Source organism: Oceanobacillus jeddahensis (genome assembly GCF_000750635.1).
GTDB lineage: Bacteria > Bacillota > Bacilli > Bacillales > Amphibacillaceae > Oceanobacillus > Oceanobacillus jeddahense.
In genome coordinates this window covers 306,422-321,899 of the sequence record NZ_CCDM010000006.1, presented here as the reverse complement: position 1 = coordinate 321,899, position 15,478 = coordinate 306,422, and the positions used below count along the sequence as shown (strand labels likewise).

At 38.2% G+C, this 15,478-nt stretch carries 16 protein-coding genes; 3 read left to right on the top strand and 13 right to left on the bottom strand.

Features of this window, described 5'->3' with window-relative positions:
• Positions 1 to 88 precede the first annotated feature (88 nt).
• Both BN986_RS22385 and BN986_RS22380 read right to left on the bottom strand, forming a co-directional pair.
• Complete coding sequence (locus BN986_RS22385) at positions 89 to 511, bottom strand: disulfide oxidoreductase (protein WP_052401074.1); 423 nt, start codon at positions 509 to 511, stop codon at positions 89 to 91.
• A gap of 1 nt (position 512) precedes the next feature.
• Complete coding sequence (locus tag BN986_RS22380) at positions 513 to 1,199, bottom strand: thioredoxin domain-containing protein (protein WP_040984345.1); 687 nt, start codon at positions 1,197 to 1,199, stop codon at positions 513 to 515.
• A gap of 235 nt (positions 1,200 to 1,434) precedes the next feature.
• Between BN986_RS22380 and BN986_RS22375 the strand changes: the two genes are divergently transcribed.
• Positions 1,435 to 1,593, top strand: a complete 159-nt coding sequence (locus BN986_RS22375) for a helix-turn-helix transcriptional regulator (protein ID WP_052401072.1) — start codon at positions 1,435 to 1,437, stop codon at positions 1,591 to 1,593.
• 729 nt (positions 1,594 to 2,322) lie between these two features.
• Here BN986_RS22375 and BN986_RS22365 read toward each other — a convergent pair.
• From BN986_RS22365 to pgsB, 6 genes are all read right to left on the bottom strand, one after another.
• Entirely contained in the window at positions 2,323 to 2,955 is a 633-nt protein-coding gene (locus BN986_RS22365; RefSeq protein ID WP_040984341.1) for a LysE family transporter, read from the bottom strand.
• A gap of 282 nt (positions 2,956 to 3,237) precedes the next feature.
• On the bottom strand, positions 3,238 to 3,537 hold the full coding sequence (locus BN986_RS22360; RefSeq protein ID WP_040984339.1) for a hypothetical protein: 300 nt from the start codon (positions 3,535 to 3,537) through the stop codon (positions 3,238 to 3,240).
• A 24-nt stretch (positions 3,538 to 3,561) separates the two neighbouring features.
• Positions 3,562 to 5,205, bottom strand: coding sequence for a gamma-glutamyltransferase family protein (locus tag BN986_RS22355; protein ID WP_040984337.1), 1,644 nt, complete (start codon positions 5,203 to 5,205; stop codon positions 3,562 to 3,564).
• Positions 5,195 to 6,358 carry a CapA family protein gene (locus BN986_RS22350; protein WP_040984335.1) on the bottom strand — a complete coding sequence of 388 codons (1,164 nt, stop codon included), beginning with the start codon at positions 6,356 to 6,358 and terminating at the stop codon, positions 5,195 to 5,197. The genes BN986_RS22355 and BN986_RS22350 overlap by 11 nt, the downstream gene beginning before the upstream one ends.
• Positions 6,359 to 6,369: 11 nt before the next feature.
• Positions 6,370 to 6,819 (bottom strand): poly-gamma-glutamate biosynthesis protein PgsC, encoded by a 450-nt coding sequence (gene pgsC / locus BN986_RS22345; RefSeq protein WP_040984333.1) that lies wholly within the window; start codon positions 6,817 to 6,819, stop codon positions 6,370 to 6,372.
• Position 6,820: 1 nt separating this feature from the next.
• Positions 6,821 to 7,999: a poly-gamma-glutamate synthase PgsB gene (gene pgsB, locus BN986_RS22340; RefSeq protein WP_040984331.1), complete on the bottom strand. Its 1,179-nt coding sequence runs from the start codon at positions 7,997 to 7,999 to the stop codon at positions 6,821 to 6,823.
• A gap of 574 nt (positions 8,000 to 8,573) precedes the next feature.
• Between pgsB and BN986_RS22335 the strand changes: the two genes are divergently transcribed.
• The gene (locus BN986_RS22335; RefSeq protein ID WP_040984329.1) at positions 8,574 to 9,017 is read left to right on the top strand and encodes a YndM family protein; all 444 of its coding nucleotides are present in this window, start codon (positions 8,574 to 8,576) and stop codon (positions 9,015 to 9,017) included.
• 30 nt (positions 9,018 to 9,047) lie between these two features.
• Here the strand turns inward: BN986_RS22335 and BN986_RS22330 are convergent, their stop codons facing one another.
• The 4 genes from BN986_RS22330 to BN986_RS22315 all read right to left on the bottom strand — a co-directional run bounded on the left by BN986_RS22330 (position 9,048) and on the right by BN986_RS22315 (position 13,116).
• Complete coding sequence (locus BN986_RS22330) at positions 9,048 to 9,596, bottom strand: GNAT family N-acetyltransferase (protein WP_040984327.1); 549 nt, start codon at positions 9,594 to 9,596, stop codon at positions 9,048 to 9,050.
• A gap of 4 nt (positions 9,597 to 9,600) precedes the next feature.
• Positions 9,601 to 10,227: a TetR/AcrR family transcriptional regulator gene (locus BN986_RS22325; protein WP_040984325.1), complete on the bottom strand. Its 627-nt coding sequence runs from the start codon at positions 10,225 to 10,227 to the stop codon at positions 9,601 to 9,603.
• Between the two features lie 161 nt (positions 10,228 to 10,388).
• Positions 10,389 to 11,051 (bottom strand): YoaK family protein, encoded by a 663-nt coding sequence (locus BN986_RS22320; RefSeq protein ID WP_052401068.1) that lies wholly within the window; start codon positions 11,049 to 11,051, stop codon positions 10,389 to 10,391.
• A 1,207-nt stretch (positions 11,052 to 12,258) separates the two neighbouring features.
• The gene (locus BN986_RS22315) at positions 12,259 to 13,116 is read right to left on the bottom strand and encodes an MBL fold metallo-hydrolase (protein ID WP_040984323.1); all 858 of its coding nucleotides are present in this window, start codon (positions 13,114 to 13,116) and stop codon (positions 12,259 to 12,261) included.
• A gap of 263 nt (positions 13,117 to 13,379) precedes the next feature.
• On the opposite strand from BN986_RS22315, the gene BN986_RS22310 reads away from it, so the two are divergent.
• Entirely contained in the window at positions 13,380 to 13,760 is a 381-nt protein-coding gene (locus BN986_RS22310) for a hypothetical protein (protein WP_040984321.1), read from the top strand.
• 212 nt (positions 13,761 to 13,972) lie between these two features.
• Here BN986_RS22310 and BN986_RS22305 read toward each other — a convergent pair whose 3' ends face one another.
• Positions 13,973 to 15,469, bottom strand: a complete 1,497-nt coding sequence (locus tag BN986_RS22305; RefSeq protein WP_040984319.1) for a DHA2 family efflux MFS transporter permease subunit — start codon at positions 15,467 to 15,469, stop codon at positions 13,973 to 13,975.
• Between the last annotated feature and the right edge of the window lie 9 nt (positions 15,470 to 15,478).

Here is a 15,478-nt window from a genome sequence, read left to right as displayed (position 1 = left end):
TAAACTAACAAATAGTCCATGTACTTTCTTGTATGATATTGCGCTTTTACACAAAACAGCCGCCGAAAAGTTTTCCGGCGGCTGTTTCTTACTTTTTATTCGATTTCATAAGCAGCATAAAAATAATAATTAGAGTGAAAGCAATCAAAGCTAAAAATGGTATCGTCATAAAACCGAACCAATTAATATACTCTGCATCACAAGGCACACCACCCACACACGGCTTTATTGGAGCAAACCCCGGTACTTTTTGCTGAAGGTAATGATACAGCGAGATACCCCAGCCGATGATGGCAATAGGCAGTACATATTTTTTAATCGTAAATTCCTGTTTAAACGTTGCTACTCCCAGAATAAAGGCCAACGGATACATTGCAATTCGTTGATACCAGCATAATTCACATGGTATATACCCTTTTATTTCACTAAAATAAAGACTTCCTAAGGTGGCAATCAGAGAAACAACCCAGGCAAAATACATATAAAGCTGTCTCATGTCCAGTTTATTCATTTTACTCACCTAACGCTTCATCAATAGCGTCCTGGATAACCTCGTAATCAAATGGATCTTCTACCATCACATTATTAATCATAATCGTTGGAGTGGAGTCGACTTCAAATTCTTTTCTCAAATCATCATCTATTACAAGTTCATTCATAAGCGGATTACTTTCTATATCGTCAGCTAACGCCTCTTCAACATCTTCCATTAATGCCTCTGTATCAATCTCCTCGATACCATCAGCAATTTCCTCTATTTTATCGGTTGTTACCCATACTGCCTGCTGATTTTCTGGCTGGTCCTCAAAAAGGGCATGGTGAAAATCCCAATACGCCTCTGGATTCTGCGCATAGACAGCTTCCGCGGCCAATGAAGCTAATACTGACTCATTTTCATGGAACAATACATTGACATATGAAAATTGCACATCTCCATTATCTATATAGTCCGCTTCCAATTGCGGAAAAATACTTTCATCCCATACTTTACAGCCAGGACATTTATAATCTCCAAACTCTACCACAGTTACTGGAGCATCTGAATCTCCATAGGTTGGCTGTCCTTCTGTAGATGGTGCCTCATCAAATTCCCTTCCAAACGATTCTGAGTCCCGGTTTACCAATACAACCAGTAAAACCAAAAGCGCTACAACAATTAACGTTATCGTTACGATCACTTTTAATGGCGATTTTTTCATATAAACATCTCTCCTATCTATGTAAATATAACATATAAATGTCATTTTACTCAGCCTGACATTACAAAAAGTAAGTTTGTAACAAAAATTTAAATACAGTACCAATATACATCATTTTTTCCATTCGTACATCTATTTGATTGTCACTTTTATGACAATATCAAAACATATTCGTTTTGTCTAAACATACGAATCTCTGACAAAACAACGATATGAGACATTTCAGCAAAAAAAGATGATACAGAAAGTACTGGCAAATAAGGTCGGTGTATCCAGAAAAACGATTGTTTCTTTGGAAAAAGGTAATTATACACCTTCTTTATTATTGGCATTGCAAATAGCAGAAGTACTGGAAATAGATATTAACGCTATCTTTTATTTAGAGGAGGACTGATCTTGCTATAAAGAAAATTATTTTTGAGCAAACGGGAAATATCATTACAATATTGCTATTAACCTTAGGAATGATTCAAACGGTTCTTACTGCTACAGTAAATGAAGGCTCCATCTTCTTTTGAATTCGACATTTTTTGGTTTCTGCTTTTAGGATGGGTTATCCTTTTTGGTATTGCCCGATTTTTATATGGAAAGAAAAGGAATAATGAAGGCTATAGTACCAAAAAAGGAGAATTTAGTACGGAAGATGAACGAGAAGAGCTAATCTCGAAAAAAAGCCAGTTTGATCACCTATAAAACGAAACTTCATTCAGTGGGAGTTTTTCGACGCACAGGATGTGCTAGTGCAGACGTTGCGACAGGACGTCGCGAACTTAGTCTGCTTCCTCAATTCTCCCACTGAATTAGCCTAAGTGATTCAGGGAGGTAGCGCCCGTTATCTCCCGCCTAAATTAATTTATTTTCGCTCTTTATTTTGTGGCGAGAGTTTTACGGGCGGTTCTCCGTGATAAAATGTTGATACCCTTATGGATTATTCTTCTTTTTCTCTGTTTTGGAATAAGTTTATTCTTTACAGATATCAAAATCTTTCAAACGTTGGTTATCGGCACGATAGGAGGCAGTCTTATGATAAGCTTCCTAATTTATCTCATTTCATGGATAGCACTTGATGCAAAGGATTAACCTGCTTTTAATCCGGTGCAAAATCGTATATAAGTGAAATAACCTAAATCATATCTGTTATAACCTTAAAAAATTCATAAACAAAATACCCGGAAAAGCAAATTAATACGATGCCGGCAATAATAGAAAATCCTTTGATCATTTTTCGGTTCATTACTTTTCTCGTTGTTGCGACAATCGCCAGCAGCCCAATATCATGCAGTAAAATTCCCGTTAAAATCCCCGCAGCAATAAGCAAAAAATTAGAAGGCTGATCCGGGTTATATGTATTACTTAAAACAGCTCCAAAAACACTCAGCCAAAATACAACATTTCCTGGTGAAACGGCGACAAGAAATCCATTTCGATAGGAGGAGCGTATCGATTTAGCAGGTTTTTCTCCCGCCAATGTAATATCACTATCTGCATTTTTAATCGATTCATAACCAATCAGAAATAAAAAGATTGCGCCGACCAGCCACATAGGTATTTGGATAAAAGGCAATTGCAAAATAGATGCTAAACCTAAATATAGAGCGGCGATTAAGACAAGATCGATTGTCATTCCGCCTAATCCAACAGCCCAGCCATGCATAAATCCATTTTTAAGCCCCTGCTTTGTCATTTCTACGGTAATAGCTCCAACCGGCATCGCAATCGCCAGTCCAGCTATCACATATGTAAAGAATAATGCCATTCCACTCGATCCTCCTTAAAAGTAAATATTTTCTATCATACTATAAAGTAAAAATAATGTATATCTATACAGTGTATTTTATATTTATTCCCGAAATAAATGAATACATTGCTTTCAAACGGTAAATATAACTTACACCTCTTTGCATATCTTTTAAAGAAAATAAGCATAGTATATATTTCACAACAGCACCGGTTATCAGCAGACTTCTGATTATCTGAATTAATTAAAAGAATATGCACAAAAAAGAGGCTCAACATATGAACCTCTTTTTCTATTATTCTATTCCTCAGCTTCAGAAGTACCCGTGTTATTGTCTTCGTCCTGGTCTTCATCCTGATCTTCATCATCCTGATCTTCATCATTAGCCTCATTATTTGCGCTGGCAACATCACTTTCAGCTTGTTCTTCTTCCTGAGCATCAGCAGGCTCCGAATCTGCTGCTTCAGCTGCTTCTACATAGTTTTGGATTTGGTATCGTTCTGTATCCGATAAATCATCCCACTGTTTATAGTTAGTCATGAATGTTAACGCAAGAACAAGCAGCAAAACTGGCGTAATGCCGGTTATTACTTTTTTCACTTTACCTTCCTCCTGTCAGATTAATTATTCTGGTCCCTTCCATATACCGTTTCTCCTATCATCTGCTATCCCATCAAAGGTATTAGATTCCTCATCAATAATAAGTGCTTGAATACCTCCATAAAAGTCGTGTTCTGTTTGATTGTAAATTTCATAGCCTCTGGCTCTTAAACTAGATTGGACATCGGTATCTAACTCACCTTCTGTGAAAATATCATTACCTTCAATATAAAATCTATCATCATCGACTGCTTGCTCAATTGGTTCATCAAACATCAAATGTTTAACGAGTACTTGTGTCATCACCATCGGGATCCTTTTACCGCCTGGCGAGCCAATACCAATCATCCGATCACCATTTGTCAAAATTGTTGGACTTGTGAAGCTTCTTGGTGTTTTTCCTGGCTCGATACTATTTAATGATTCATCCCTTTGACTGAAGTTTTCCATCTGATTATTCATGAAAAATCCAGCTACATCAGCACCGGATCCAAAGAAATTCCCTAAGGTATGTGTTGCTGAAACCATTGTACCATCTTGATCGACAATGACAAAGTGTGTCGTATTATCGTGGTCTTCCTCATCGGACACCGAATCATTCACTTCGTAATCATCCGATAATTCATCGAGTGAAATGGTATCGGCCATCTGCTGTGTATACTCAGGTGACGTCAATTCATCGGCAGACATGGCATCCGTAAAGAATCTATCCCCTACATTTTCGACACGATCATCATAGGATCGTTTGGAAATTTCTCCAATTAGATGGATATAATCTCTTTGATTACCCTCTGTCGATGCTATATTTAACTGCTCCGCCATCTGTAGGGACTGAATCAATGTCACTCCTGCTAACGGCGGCGGTGCAGAATACACATCATAGCCGGCAAAGGTGCCGTGGGCAGCTTCTGTTGTTTCTGCCGTATAACTACTTAAATCTTCTGCTGTTAATGTTTCCTCATGCTCTAAAATTTGATCTGCAATTGGTCCATTATAAAAAGCATCCGCTCCGCCTTCCTGAATTTGCTGTAATGTTTCTGCTAATTCAGGCTGTACCAATGTATCGCCTACTTCTAATATGTCGTTATTCGGGAAAAATTCTTCCAGCTCTGAAACATTCATCCGGTAAGAACCTTTACTAAGCCTGTCTACCAAATGACCGTCCACTTCAAAGCCTTCTTCTGCATAGTCTATTGCTGGTTGAATCAACTCTTCCATATCCATCGAACCTAAATCATTATTTAGGTCCTCCATTCCCCTTACTAAACCTGGGATAGCAAAGGTTTCTGGCTCTGCACCTGATTCCGGTGCAGTTTCACGATATTCGTAAACAGTGGGTTCCTCAGCATCATGGGGATAGACCAGCATCTCTCCGCCGCCGCCGATGCCTGAACCATAAGGCTCCACAACACCAAGAACGTAGGAAACAACCACTGCCGCATCCGCTGCATTTCCGCCTTCTTCCAGTACCTTCATCCCTGCTTCCACTGCTAATGGATGAGAAGCACTCACACCATAAGCATCTGATGTATTCAACGTTTCAGATTGTTCGACACCATAATCGGTCGTTGTTACTTCTTCTTCAAACATTCCTTGCTGCGCATAAACAAATACCAGTCCTGCTACGACAATAACTGTCAATATAATCATAAGTTTTTTATTGCCCATTATCAGAACTCCTTCCTTCTAAAACATCAGAATGATCCACTTCCAAGATCAACTTCCCGTCTTCTTTCTCAAAATTCTCTTCCGGTTGGTTATTCATTAATTGCATATGAATTTTCATTTGATTGTATTTGTTTTCCGTTACATAAGGCTGTGCTCCGTCTATACGTAATGGCGTAATCTCAAACCTGCCTGTCCCGTCACTTAATAGATCATACTGTACAATCGCACTATCTTTCGTCCGGGACCAGCCTTGGTCAAAAACAAAGTTACCGAGTCCGTAAAAAATCACACCATCGTTATATTTCTCCACTTCTGATAACACGTGCGAGTGATGCCCGATAATAGCATCTGCACCAGCATCAATCATCGCTCTTGCCAGCTCGGTCTGTCTCGGGTGCGGCTGATTATCATATTCCACACCCCAATGCATGTTCACAAAAACAAGATCGGCCTCTTGTTTTGCTTCTTCAATCATTGGAAAAATATTGTCCGGTAACGAACGTGCTACGCCTGCCCGGTAACCAAGTGCTGAAAAGCCCTCAACAAGCGCATCTGTATAACCAAGTGTTGCAATCCTTATTCCATTAACGTCCTGATAATCAATTGCGGTCGCTTCTTCTATATTTTCCCCTGCACCAACATGCGCTAAACCTAAATTATCAAGTGCTGAAACCGTATCAATCAGTCCTTCTGCTCCATAATCCATCATATGGTTATTGGCCAGGTTGAGCATGGTAAAATTCATTTCTTCTAAAGCCCGGGCTGCCTCTTCATCCGTATGTAGATGAATTCGTTTATCTATTTGCTCATAATTTTCTTCATCCTGCAGTAAAATGGGATTCTCCAAATTACCGGACACATAGTCTGCATTGTCAAAGAAAGGCTTCATTTTTTCAAAGGGATAGGTTACTCCATATCTCTCAGTCACATCTTCCACGTGACGGCCAAACATGATGTCACCTACAAAGGTGGCTGTCAGCTCTGAATCATCTCTGCTTTCAACCTCTGCTACATCTGATGAAAAGAAGATTCTATGCCCGATAATGAAGAGAACAATAACAGCTAAACCGATAGCCACATGTTTTCCGGCAGATTTTTTTTGGCGTTTCCCCATCCGTAATATTTTTTCTTGGTATGTTAATTTTTTAGACATATTAACCCTTCCTATATGATGTAATAAACGCTTAAAATAACAAAAGTAAGTGCCCCTAATAGAAGCGAGCTTCCGATCGTAATAATGGCTCCTTGTTTTTGAATGGTATTCGCGATTAGACCGGGAACAATAACCCCAATTCCTCTAAATTCCAATATTTCAAACGGGAGCACCGGATAGGTATAATCGAGGAGCAGCTTCAGTACGATTCCCACTGACAACATCGCTGCAAATTTCCTCCGTCCATAAAGCAGTACGATGCGTGATAATCCGTACGTTACAATGACGTAGGTTAAAAGGCTAATACCAAAAATAACGGCAATAAAGATCGGCTGGTCAAAAACCAGTGCTAAGTACCCCGGCACAACCAGCCCAGCCGGAACAATGCCGGTTCTCTCTGAAAAAAGTAAGCTTAGAATAACTCCTAGCACAAGTGCAATATATAAATCTGAGCCAAACATTCTATGATCCTCCTATTTCTGCATGGGCTTGAATTTTTTCAACTAAAGGTTCCGCAGCACCGTGGATATTCCCTATCCCATAAATCATATTATCAGATGCTGTTTCGATTAATGTTTCATAGATTTCGTCAGTCGGCTTTCCTTGAAGATCAATAAGTTGATTGACTTTTAGCCTGCCTGACTTTATTGCATTCTTAATCGGGTCCGCTTTTTCACCAATTAATACAAGCACACCAATCGGTATATGAGGTAAAACATCATCCGCAAATTGAATGGTCCGGTCCACGCGGTCTTCCCGACAGTTCATTACGATAATTGGACTTTTTGCAGGGTAACCTAAAGTTTCCACATTCTTCCAAATATTAATAGTGGAGACAGAATCGTTGGCTGCAAATCCATTAACAAAATATGCTGATGTATTCCCATGCTTTAGTTCTCTGATCCACATTGCGCCCGGATCGGGTTGTGCCTTAAGCATCCCACGAAATGCTGTTTTTTCATCAATATCTAACGCTTCCGCAACTGCTAACGCTAATGAAGCATTTTCTGGAAAAATCATATAATCAAACTTACGTAAGTAGGTCTCTGGAATTTTACGATTATCCGCAACAATCACTTTCGTATTTCTTTTAGCTGCTTCTTGTTTAAAATAACCCACATATGGGCCTTCCGAAACAATCAAATGTCCATTATGTGGAATCGTAGCTGTAAAAGCTTCAGCGACTTCATCTAATGTAGGTCCCATAACATCCATATGGTCTTCCAGCACATTTACAATTACTCCGATATTTGCTTGGAGCAGCTTTTCCTGAAATATAATTTGATAATCCGGATTCACTGCCATACACTCACTGACCAAAGCCTCAGCGCCCATCTCTGCTGCTTTCTTCACCACAATTTTCTGTTCGCGGATATTCGGTCCTTCAGGGCGTCGAATAATCGGTTCTTCCTCGGATGTATTCCAATAAATCATTCTTGCTGATGTACCAGTCGTTTTACCGATGGTTTTATATCCTGCTTCTTTGATAATACCTGTAATTAAGCGCGTTACTGTTGATTTCCCACGGATTCCATTCACATTTACCCGAATAGGTAAAGCTTTTACGTGCTTTTTATGTGAATTCCACTCCATGATACCGATAACCAGTGCAATAACGAGCACAATTGGAATCAATAACATAATTCTATCCTTCCTTTGCCATTCATCAAATCATTCGGGTTTCAGATTTTCACTCTCACAAGTCATCCATTGAAGTATCTAGACACACTGTGACAATACCTAAGACATTTTAACAAAAAATGATATGTTAACAAGAAAAATTCCTTTTTTTTATTCTAATTGTAATATCTGTGACAAATCTGACTTTCAAATGAAATGAAATGATATAAAATATATGTCGGATGTTAGACCATAAATTAAATTTCACTAATCTATTATATCAATTTTTATTTAATTGTCGTTTTTTAAATACCTTCCTGCCATTAATTTGTAGAAAAAAGAAGAATTTGATTATTCCAATGTTTATTTCAATTCGTTTAAATATATAAAGTACAAAAAATGAAGTTTATAACGTAAATGGATGTCATCTTCTATCTTGCAGGACATCCATTTAGAATTTTTATAAAACGAAATTTCATTCAGTGGGAGTTTTACGGGCGATTCTCCGTGATAAAATGAATATGATTGCTGAATAAACGTGGACATTAAAGAGCAAAATACAGTTATTAATAAAAATGACAAGGAAGAGGATTCGATGAAATATATCTCAGCATTTTTAATTAAGTTTGTTTTTACAACAGGAATACTATGGATAACATTAGGGATGATTTTTAATATTTCTTTCAGCAACCTCCTGCTTACCAGTTTGATTTTAACTGCAGTTGCATTTGCTGGAGATATGCTTATACTGCCTAGAATAGGAAACGTTGCAGCTGCAGTGGGTGATTTTGCCCTTGCTTATGTTGGCATCTGGGGAATAGGTTCATTTTTATTTGAAGGTGTATTTTCCGTTGATGCGGCTGCATTAATAGCTGCCTTTCTCATTTCCATAAGTGAGCTTTTTTATCATAGATATTTAAGAAATTTTGTTTTTGATCATGTGGATAAAAAGGAAAATCACTTTAATCCGGATAACATGCAAACAGAAATCAGCGAAGAATTTCATGATGAAAAAGACAAAAACAGGAGCAGTGAATAAACATTTCCCGCTCCCGTTTTTTTATCAAACCTATTTTGCCTCTCTTTTTTTAAAATGCTCCACTTGTAAAATTCCCATATGAACAACATCATGCCATTTACCATCTCGAAATAGTGCCTCTCTGCTTTTCCCTTCCAATTCAAAACCTATCTTTTTATATAAACGAATGGCCCGCTCATTAAACGAGAATACCCGCAGCGAAATTCTATGCAGGTTCAGCTCGTAAAAAGCGTAATCCAGCAGCAAATTCAACCCTTCTGCTCCATATCCTTTCCCCCAAAATGCTTTCTCGCCAATATCAATAATACATTCTGCATTCTGATTTTTATAATCGATATGGATTAAGGAAACAATGCCGATAGGAGTTTCTGTTTCCTTATCAACCATGATATATCCTTTTGAAACATCTGATCCTAAAATAGCATACTCTACAAAATCTTCTGTCGCTTTCATCGGATAAACGTCTAAGGAAGGGCTGGTCGAATGCATAACCTCCAGATCATTTCTCCACTTGTGATAAAGCTTCGTATCTTCTTTCATCATCTTTCTTAATTTCACTCTAGTTGATTCAAATAACATCCCATCACTCCTTTTTTACAGATTGAGGACGAAGTATATTTTCTAAAGAAAAGCACAAGATGGATATTTGTTCTTTTACATTTGTCTGCTTATGCCCGAGCTGAAAGGTGTCGAGCATTAAACCATTTATAAAAGAAATAATATATCCAGCTATAAAGTCGGCAGGCTGTTGCAGCTGAAATTCTTTCTTGTGCTCTCCTTCAACAAGCACTTCTGCTATCGCTCTCGACAGTTTATTATAACGTTGTGAAATATAAGGAAAATTTTCTTTATATGTTCTATAACGAGAGGATAAAAAGAATTCTGCTTTTGCTTGAAGCAGCGAATGATGTATGTTTTCAATAAAATCTTGCTGCAACTTCAACCATTGTTTGAACTGTGGCCAAAGTAATCCGTTATCTGATACCTCAAAGAACGGTATATCTTTTTGGTCATCTTCTTTTAAAACTTCTATAAAAATATGGTCAATATTATCAAAATAACTATACAGAGCTCCTCTTGATATACCTGCTTCATCCATAATATCCTGCATCGACGTTTGTACATAACCCTTCCGAATGAATACTTTTCTCGCTGCATAAATCAATTCCTTCTTCTTTTCCTCTTTATAGGCTTCCGTTACTTTAGGCATTGTATCACCTCCATTCATATCGCAAACTATACATCAGTGTCGTTTTTATTATAACAATACCTTCGTATCATTTCCATTCCGGGCTATTGTATTTCTTCGACTTATCATATAAAAAGATTGCAAAGCTATATAGCTCAGCAATCTTTTTATTATAAGCTTCCTTAAGTCCGCTTGAAAAGCAGCCAACTATAAAAGAGCCCTGTAACGGCAAAAGCCAGCCATAAATTAAGTTGTTCACTATAGAACCAAATCAGCGCTCCGGTTCCGGCTCCGATCATAAATACAGTAATGCCAAGTAATAAAGTCACAAAAGTATAGAATGATTCCCGATTTTTATGAAAGACAGCCAAATAAAGATTATTCATGAGATTCTTTGTATTCCCTGTCATAATTCCGTTATTAATACTGGTCGATCTTATTTTACGAAATACCGTCAGTTCATATCCTGCCAATAAACCTAGCAGAAACCCGATCACAGAAGGTCCAATTTGTTGTTGAATGAGAGCAATAATCAACAGAAAAATCGTCTGAAGCAAAAGATAAAAACGATACTTCTTCCAGCCGTACGCTTTAAAACGTTCTATAATCCCTTGTGCTACAAATGCGCCAAGAGCAAAACCAAGAAAGGAAGAAACATGAACAAATGCCTCTAAAAGATCTCCTTCCACCAGCTTAGCAGCTAAAACAACCATATTTCCTGTTTGCGCACTGGCAAACAAGCCATCCTGAGTAAGAAACGTATATGCATCAATAAATCCCATTAGAAAGGTAGAGAAAATCGTCAAAATGGAGAGGATCTTATTTTGATTGATTTCATGCTGCACCCCGATAACCTCCTCACAATATGAATATATCCAGTGTAAGTTCCTCTATTCTCATTGTCCAATGAAGAAATAATCTATCATAAAACGAAACTTCATTCAGTGGGAGTTTTTCGACGCACAACTCTTTACGATGAGACGAGTAATCGCAAAAGCTCTTCGGTGGGGCGAGTAATCGCAGCCCCAGTCCCAGGACGTCGCGAACTTAGTCTGCTTCCTTCATTCTCCCACTGAATTAGCCTTAGTGATTCAGGGAGGTAGCGCCCGTTATCTCCCGCCTAAATAAATTTATTCTCGCTCTTTATTTTGTGGCCGGAGTTTTACGGGCGGTTCTCCGTGATAAAAATAATTATGGTTGAAATGGTCATGAAGAATTCTTGGAGAAGTTATTGTTCTTTCATTTCAAGTGTGATACTCACCTTGTTCACATATCACATGGAGTCAATGAGGATTTCGTTGAATTTTGAAAGTTTGCGTTCCTTTATTATACGCTAAATCGCCATAAATTCTGATTGGTATTATTTTTTTTAATTCATACTTTATTCCTTAACATTTTTATACGGTTCTCAACTTTCGCACCTAAGAATAAGCATATATACCTTACTATCTAAGGATGAATATGATCTCCATTGCCATGCTTGCTTTTTGGTTAAATGTCCGGTCATTTTGGAATTGGTGATTGTGCATAGCTAACGAAAGAAATAACACTTTGATGAGTTTGACGAAATAGTAGCTTTCGCCTGAACAACCAATTGTGATAGCATGCGTAGTTAACATCAGGAATAGCTTTCCTGCACAGAAAGTAATCTTGATGGAATATTTCACCATCAGCATAAAAGTATGTTCTATCTGATCAAAATTCTAATTGTCAGCTGTTTTCCACGTATAAAATATCTTACTAGCGGAGGCGGACCGTTTTGACTCCTGTGGGATCAGCACCATCTGAAGATCCACTTTTGCCAAGCGATCTTCTTGGCAAAAGTTAGCTGAAGAGCGTGCCCCTAGGAAAGCAAAACGGGCCGCCGCAGCGGTGCTTTACACTACACCAGCTATTCTTTCAAGGGAGTTATCAAAGGAATGATCAAACTCTTATTTCTATGGAAATGAAGTTACTTTTTACGCTCCGAAAGTTGAGTACAGTTTTAACACATTAAAAAAGCTTTTTCAGAAGAAGGTTTTGAGTCTCTCTCTGAAAAAGCAAAGGTTAAAACTAATGCTGGTTACGGTCCACATATCTTCCAAAATCCGGAACAGCCGTCTGATCAAATGTATCTACTAATTTCTCCAGTCCCTCAGCCAGTTCTTCCTCATACATTGGTTCGCCATGTCCGGTTACTGCAATTGCTGGTTTTAAAGCTTCAAGCATTTGGACAGATTTTTTTGCAGCATTCCAATCTGTCGTGAAATATCTTGGCGGCCCATGCACTTCTCTATTTTGTATCATTACTTTGTACAACGAATCCTGTTTTACAGTAATAAAAGCATCGCCAGCAATGAGGAATCGGTCTGTATCCCGAAATAAGGAAATATGGCCCGGCGAATGACCTGGGGTGTGTATCCATTTCCAACCCGGCATTTCTGGTACACTCCCATCAGCCGGAAGTTCCATTACGCTGTCTCCTAAGTCAATGGATTCATTGGGAAATATAGAAGCGGCCTTAGCAATTACTCCTCCTTCCACGCTTGGATCAGGTTCAGGATAGTTTAGTTTTCCAGTTAAATAAGGAAGCTCTAACTTATGAGCATAAACCGGTATATTCCAATGCTTCACTAAGTCAACTGCCGCTCCGACATGATCAAAATGACCATGCGTTAAAATCATTGCTTTTGGCCGGCTGTTCTTACCAAAACGTTCTTCTGTTATAGCAATTATTTTATCTGCTGATTGTGGCATACCTGCATCAATCAATATAAAATTATCGGTTCCCTGCTCCTTTACGAAACAAATATTAACAATTTGGATCGTGTAACAATAGATATCCGACAATACTTCTATACCGGACCCGCTATTTACTGAGGTCGCAGGAATATATTTATAATCATCTCCGTAAGAAAGATCCTTGTCCATTCTCTATCTCCTCCTATAGTACAACGATATACTTACCTTTCCTTTCCATTAAAATTTTATGCCTTGTGATGAAAAGTTTCAAAAGAATTTCCGGAGAAGTATAACCTAAATCCGAACAAGCCTGGGCTATATTCTAATTTAATTCACTTTTGCATTGTTCATACACTTATTGATTTCCATATTTTAACTAATAATCAGACATTAATGAACCATAGAATTTATAATAAAATATGTTATATTAAAAAAGAGAAAGGAGTTTTACCATGTCTAAAAAGATTCTGATGATTGCTCTGACTTTACTGACTGCAATTGCTTGCATCCTGTTAACCGCCCGGTATCCAACAGGTCCGAATACGGTTTCCTATGACGACCCTGCCGGCTTATTTATTTCGATAGGAATGGTAGTTGTGTTATTTTTACCGCCTTTTCTGTTAGCATTTTTCCAGCATCCTGTGTTAAGAACAATTTCTGCCATTTATCAGGGCTTCATAGCGGTTGCCTTTATTGGGCTTATTCCGGGGAGCTTCTTTGCAAATGTAGGAATATCTGTCACGATCACAGCAATCATTGGTACATTGATAAGTATTGCGAGTATTTTTGTCACCCTCTTTGCAGGAAAAAGTAAAAATACATATGGCTTCTAAATGAATTGGATAAATATCTGATCCATTTTTTTATCTCGGAGAACCGTCTGTAAGACTCCCACTGAGTGAAGTTTTGTTTTATGTAACAGAGCTTTTTATCAGCCCGGATAATAATGAGGATATATTTATATTATTTCTATGAAAATTCGTTCATAATTCCCCAAAACAAAAACAGGACGCTGTTTAAATTAAACAACATCCTGTTTTTTAATTTATGCTTTTTCTGTTGTAAGGTCTCCCGTTTGTAACTCCGGTTCGTCTTCCTGTGTTGTTCGGCCGCGTTTGATAAAGAAGGATAAGACCAAACCAATAACCGCAAATACAGTAGATACCATAAAGGCATCATTAATCCCCTGAACCTGTGCTAGATTGGCAGCATGCAGCATATCTTGCTGGTTTGCAGGATCAAAATGATTTTGAACAATAATATCTTCCATGCTATTTTTTGCCTGGTTGGTCATTACTGTCACTAAAAATGCAGTACCGATTGCTCCTGCTACAGAACGCACCGTATTAACCATTGCCGTACCATGCGGGTGAAGCCTCTGCGGCAGCTGATTAAGCCCGGCTGTCATAATAGGCATCATAATCATAGACATACCAAACATACGAATTGTATAAATAATAATGAGATACGCATAACTTGTTGTATCCGTAAGTTGCGTGAATAAATAAGTGGTTATTACTGTTATTGTCAAACCGGTGACCGCAAGTGGACGTGCGCCAATTCGATCAAAAACTTTACCTGTAATTGGTGACATAATCCCCATTACTACTGCTCCAGGCATCAACATCAGTCCGGAATTCATTGGGCTGACCCCTAATACATTCTGTAGATATAATGGAATTAACAGCATGGGAGCAAACATCGCTACGGTAATAGCAATATTAATCACGGTTGTCAGAGAAAAAATACGATCCTTAAAAACCCTGAAATCCAACATTGGAACGTCTGCCCGTAATTCACGTAATATAAATAAAATTAAACCAACAAACCCAATAACTAAACCTGTAATTACCGTTACATCTGTCCAACCATTCGTTCCAGCAGTACTGAATCCATACAAGATGCCGCCAAATCCAAGTGTAGATAGAATAACCGCTATCACATCAATATCCGGGTAGGTCTGTTTAGTAACATTCTTCAAGAAAATTGCTCCAAGAATTATTGTTAAAACGGCAATTGGGAAAATGATGTAAAATAACAATCTCCATGAGTAATGTTCCACAACAAATCCAGATAACGTAGGTCCTACAGCAGGTGCAAAGATAATAGCAATACCAATAACTCCCATTGCTCCACCGCGTTTTTCAACAGGGAATAACGCCAATACTACGGTTGTTAACAGCGGCATAATAATCCCTGCACCCACTGCCTGGATAATTCGTCCAGTCATCAATATAGAAAAATCTGGTGCAATACCACAAATTAATGTCCCCGCAGCAAATAAACTGACCGCTGTCAAAAACAGCTGTCTTGTTGAAAATTTTTCCATTAAAAACGCTGTGATCGGAATGAGTACCCCGTTAACCAGCATAAATCCAGTAGTGATCCACTGCGCTGTACTTTCTACGATGTCCAAATCCTCCATAATCGAAGGTAAGGCCACATTCATCAATGTTTGATTCAAAAGCGACACAAATGCCCCAAGAATAATAACAGCAAGAATGGGCCCTTTTTTTATATTATTCATTGTTGATTCAGCCATAATATTTTT

What these genes read in the sequence shown, in the direction of transcription:
- BN986_RS22385 (WP_052401074.1), bottom strand. Translation starts at nt 511, where the DNA reads ATGAATAAACTGGACATGAGACAGCTTTATATGTATTTTGCCTGGGTT.
- BN986_RS22380 (WP_040984345.1), bottom strand. Translation starts at nt 1,199, where the DNA reads ATGAAAAAATCGCCATTAAAAGTGATCGTAACGATAACGTTAATTGTT.
- BN986_RS22375 (WP_052401072.1), top strand. Translation starts at nt 1,435, where the DNA reads ATGATACAGAAAGTACTGGCAAATAAGGTCGGTGTATCCAGAAAAACG.
- BN986_RS22365 (WP_040984341.1), bottom strand. Translation starts at nt 2,955, where the DNA reads ATGGCATTATTCTTTACATATGTGATAGCTGGACTGGCGATTGCGATG.
- BN986_RS22355 (WP_040984337.1), bottom strand. Translation starts at nt 5,205, where the DNA reads ATGGGCAATAAAAAACTTATGATTATATTGACAGTTATTGTCGTAGCA.
- BN986_RS22350 (WP_040984335.1), bottom strand. Translation starts at nt 6,358, where the DNA reads ATGTCTAAAAAATTAACATACCAAGAAAAAATATTACGGATGGGGAAA.
- pgsC (WP_040984333.1), bottom strand. Translation starts at nt 6,819, where the DNA reads ATGTTTGGCTCAGATTTATATATTGCACTTGTGCTAGGAGTTATTCTA.
- pgsB (WP_040984331.1), bottom strand. Translation starts at nt 7,999, where the DNA reads ATGTTATTGATTCCAATTGTGCTCGTTATTGCACTGGTTATCGGTATC.
- BN986_RS22335 (WP_040984329.1), top strand. Translation starts at nt 8,574, where the DNA reads ATGAAATATATCTCAGCATTTTTAATTAAGTTTGTTTTTACAACAGGA.
- BN986_RS22330 (WP_040984327.1), bottom strand. Translation starts at nt 9,596, where the DNA reads ATGTTATTTGAATCAACTAGAGTGAAATTAAGAAAGATGATGAAAGAA.
- BN986_RS22325 (WP_040984325.1), bottom strand. Translation starts at nt 10,227, where the DNA reads ATGCCTAAAGTAACGGAAGCCTATAAAGAGGAAAAGAAGAAGGAATTG.
- BN986_RS22315 (WP_040984323.1), bottom strand. Translation starts at nt 13,116, where the DNA reads ATGGACAAGGATCTTTCTTACGGAGATGATTATAAATATATTCCTGCG.
- BN986_RS22310 (WP_040984321.1), top strand. Translation starts at nt 13,380, where the DNA reads ATGTCTAAAAAGATTCTGATGATTGCTCTGACTTTACTGACTGCAATT.
- BN986_RS22305 (WP_040984319.1), bottom strand. Translation starts at nt 15,469, where the DNA reads ATGGCTGAATCAACAATGAATAATATAAAAAAAGGGCCCATTCTTGCT.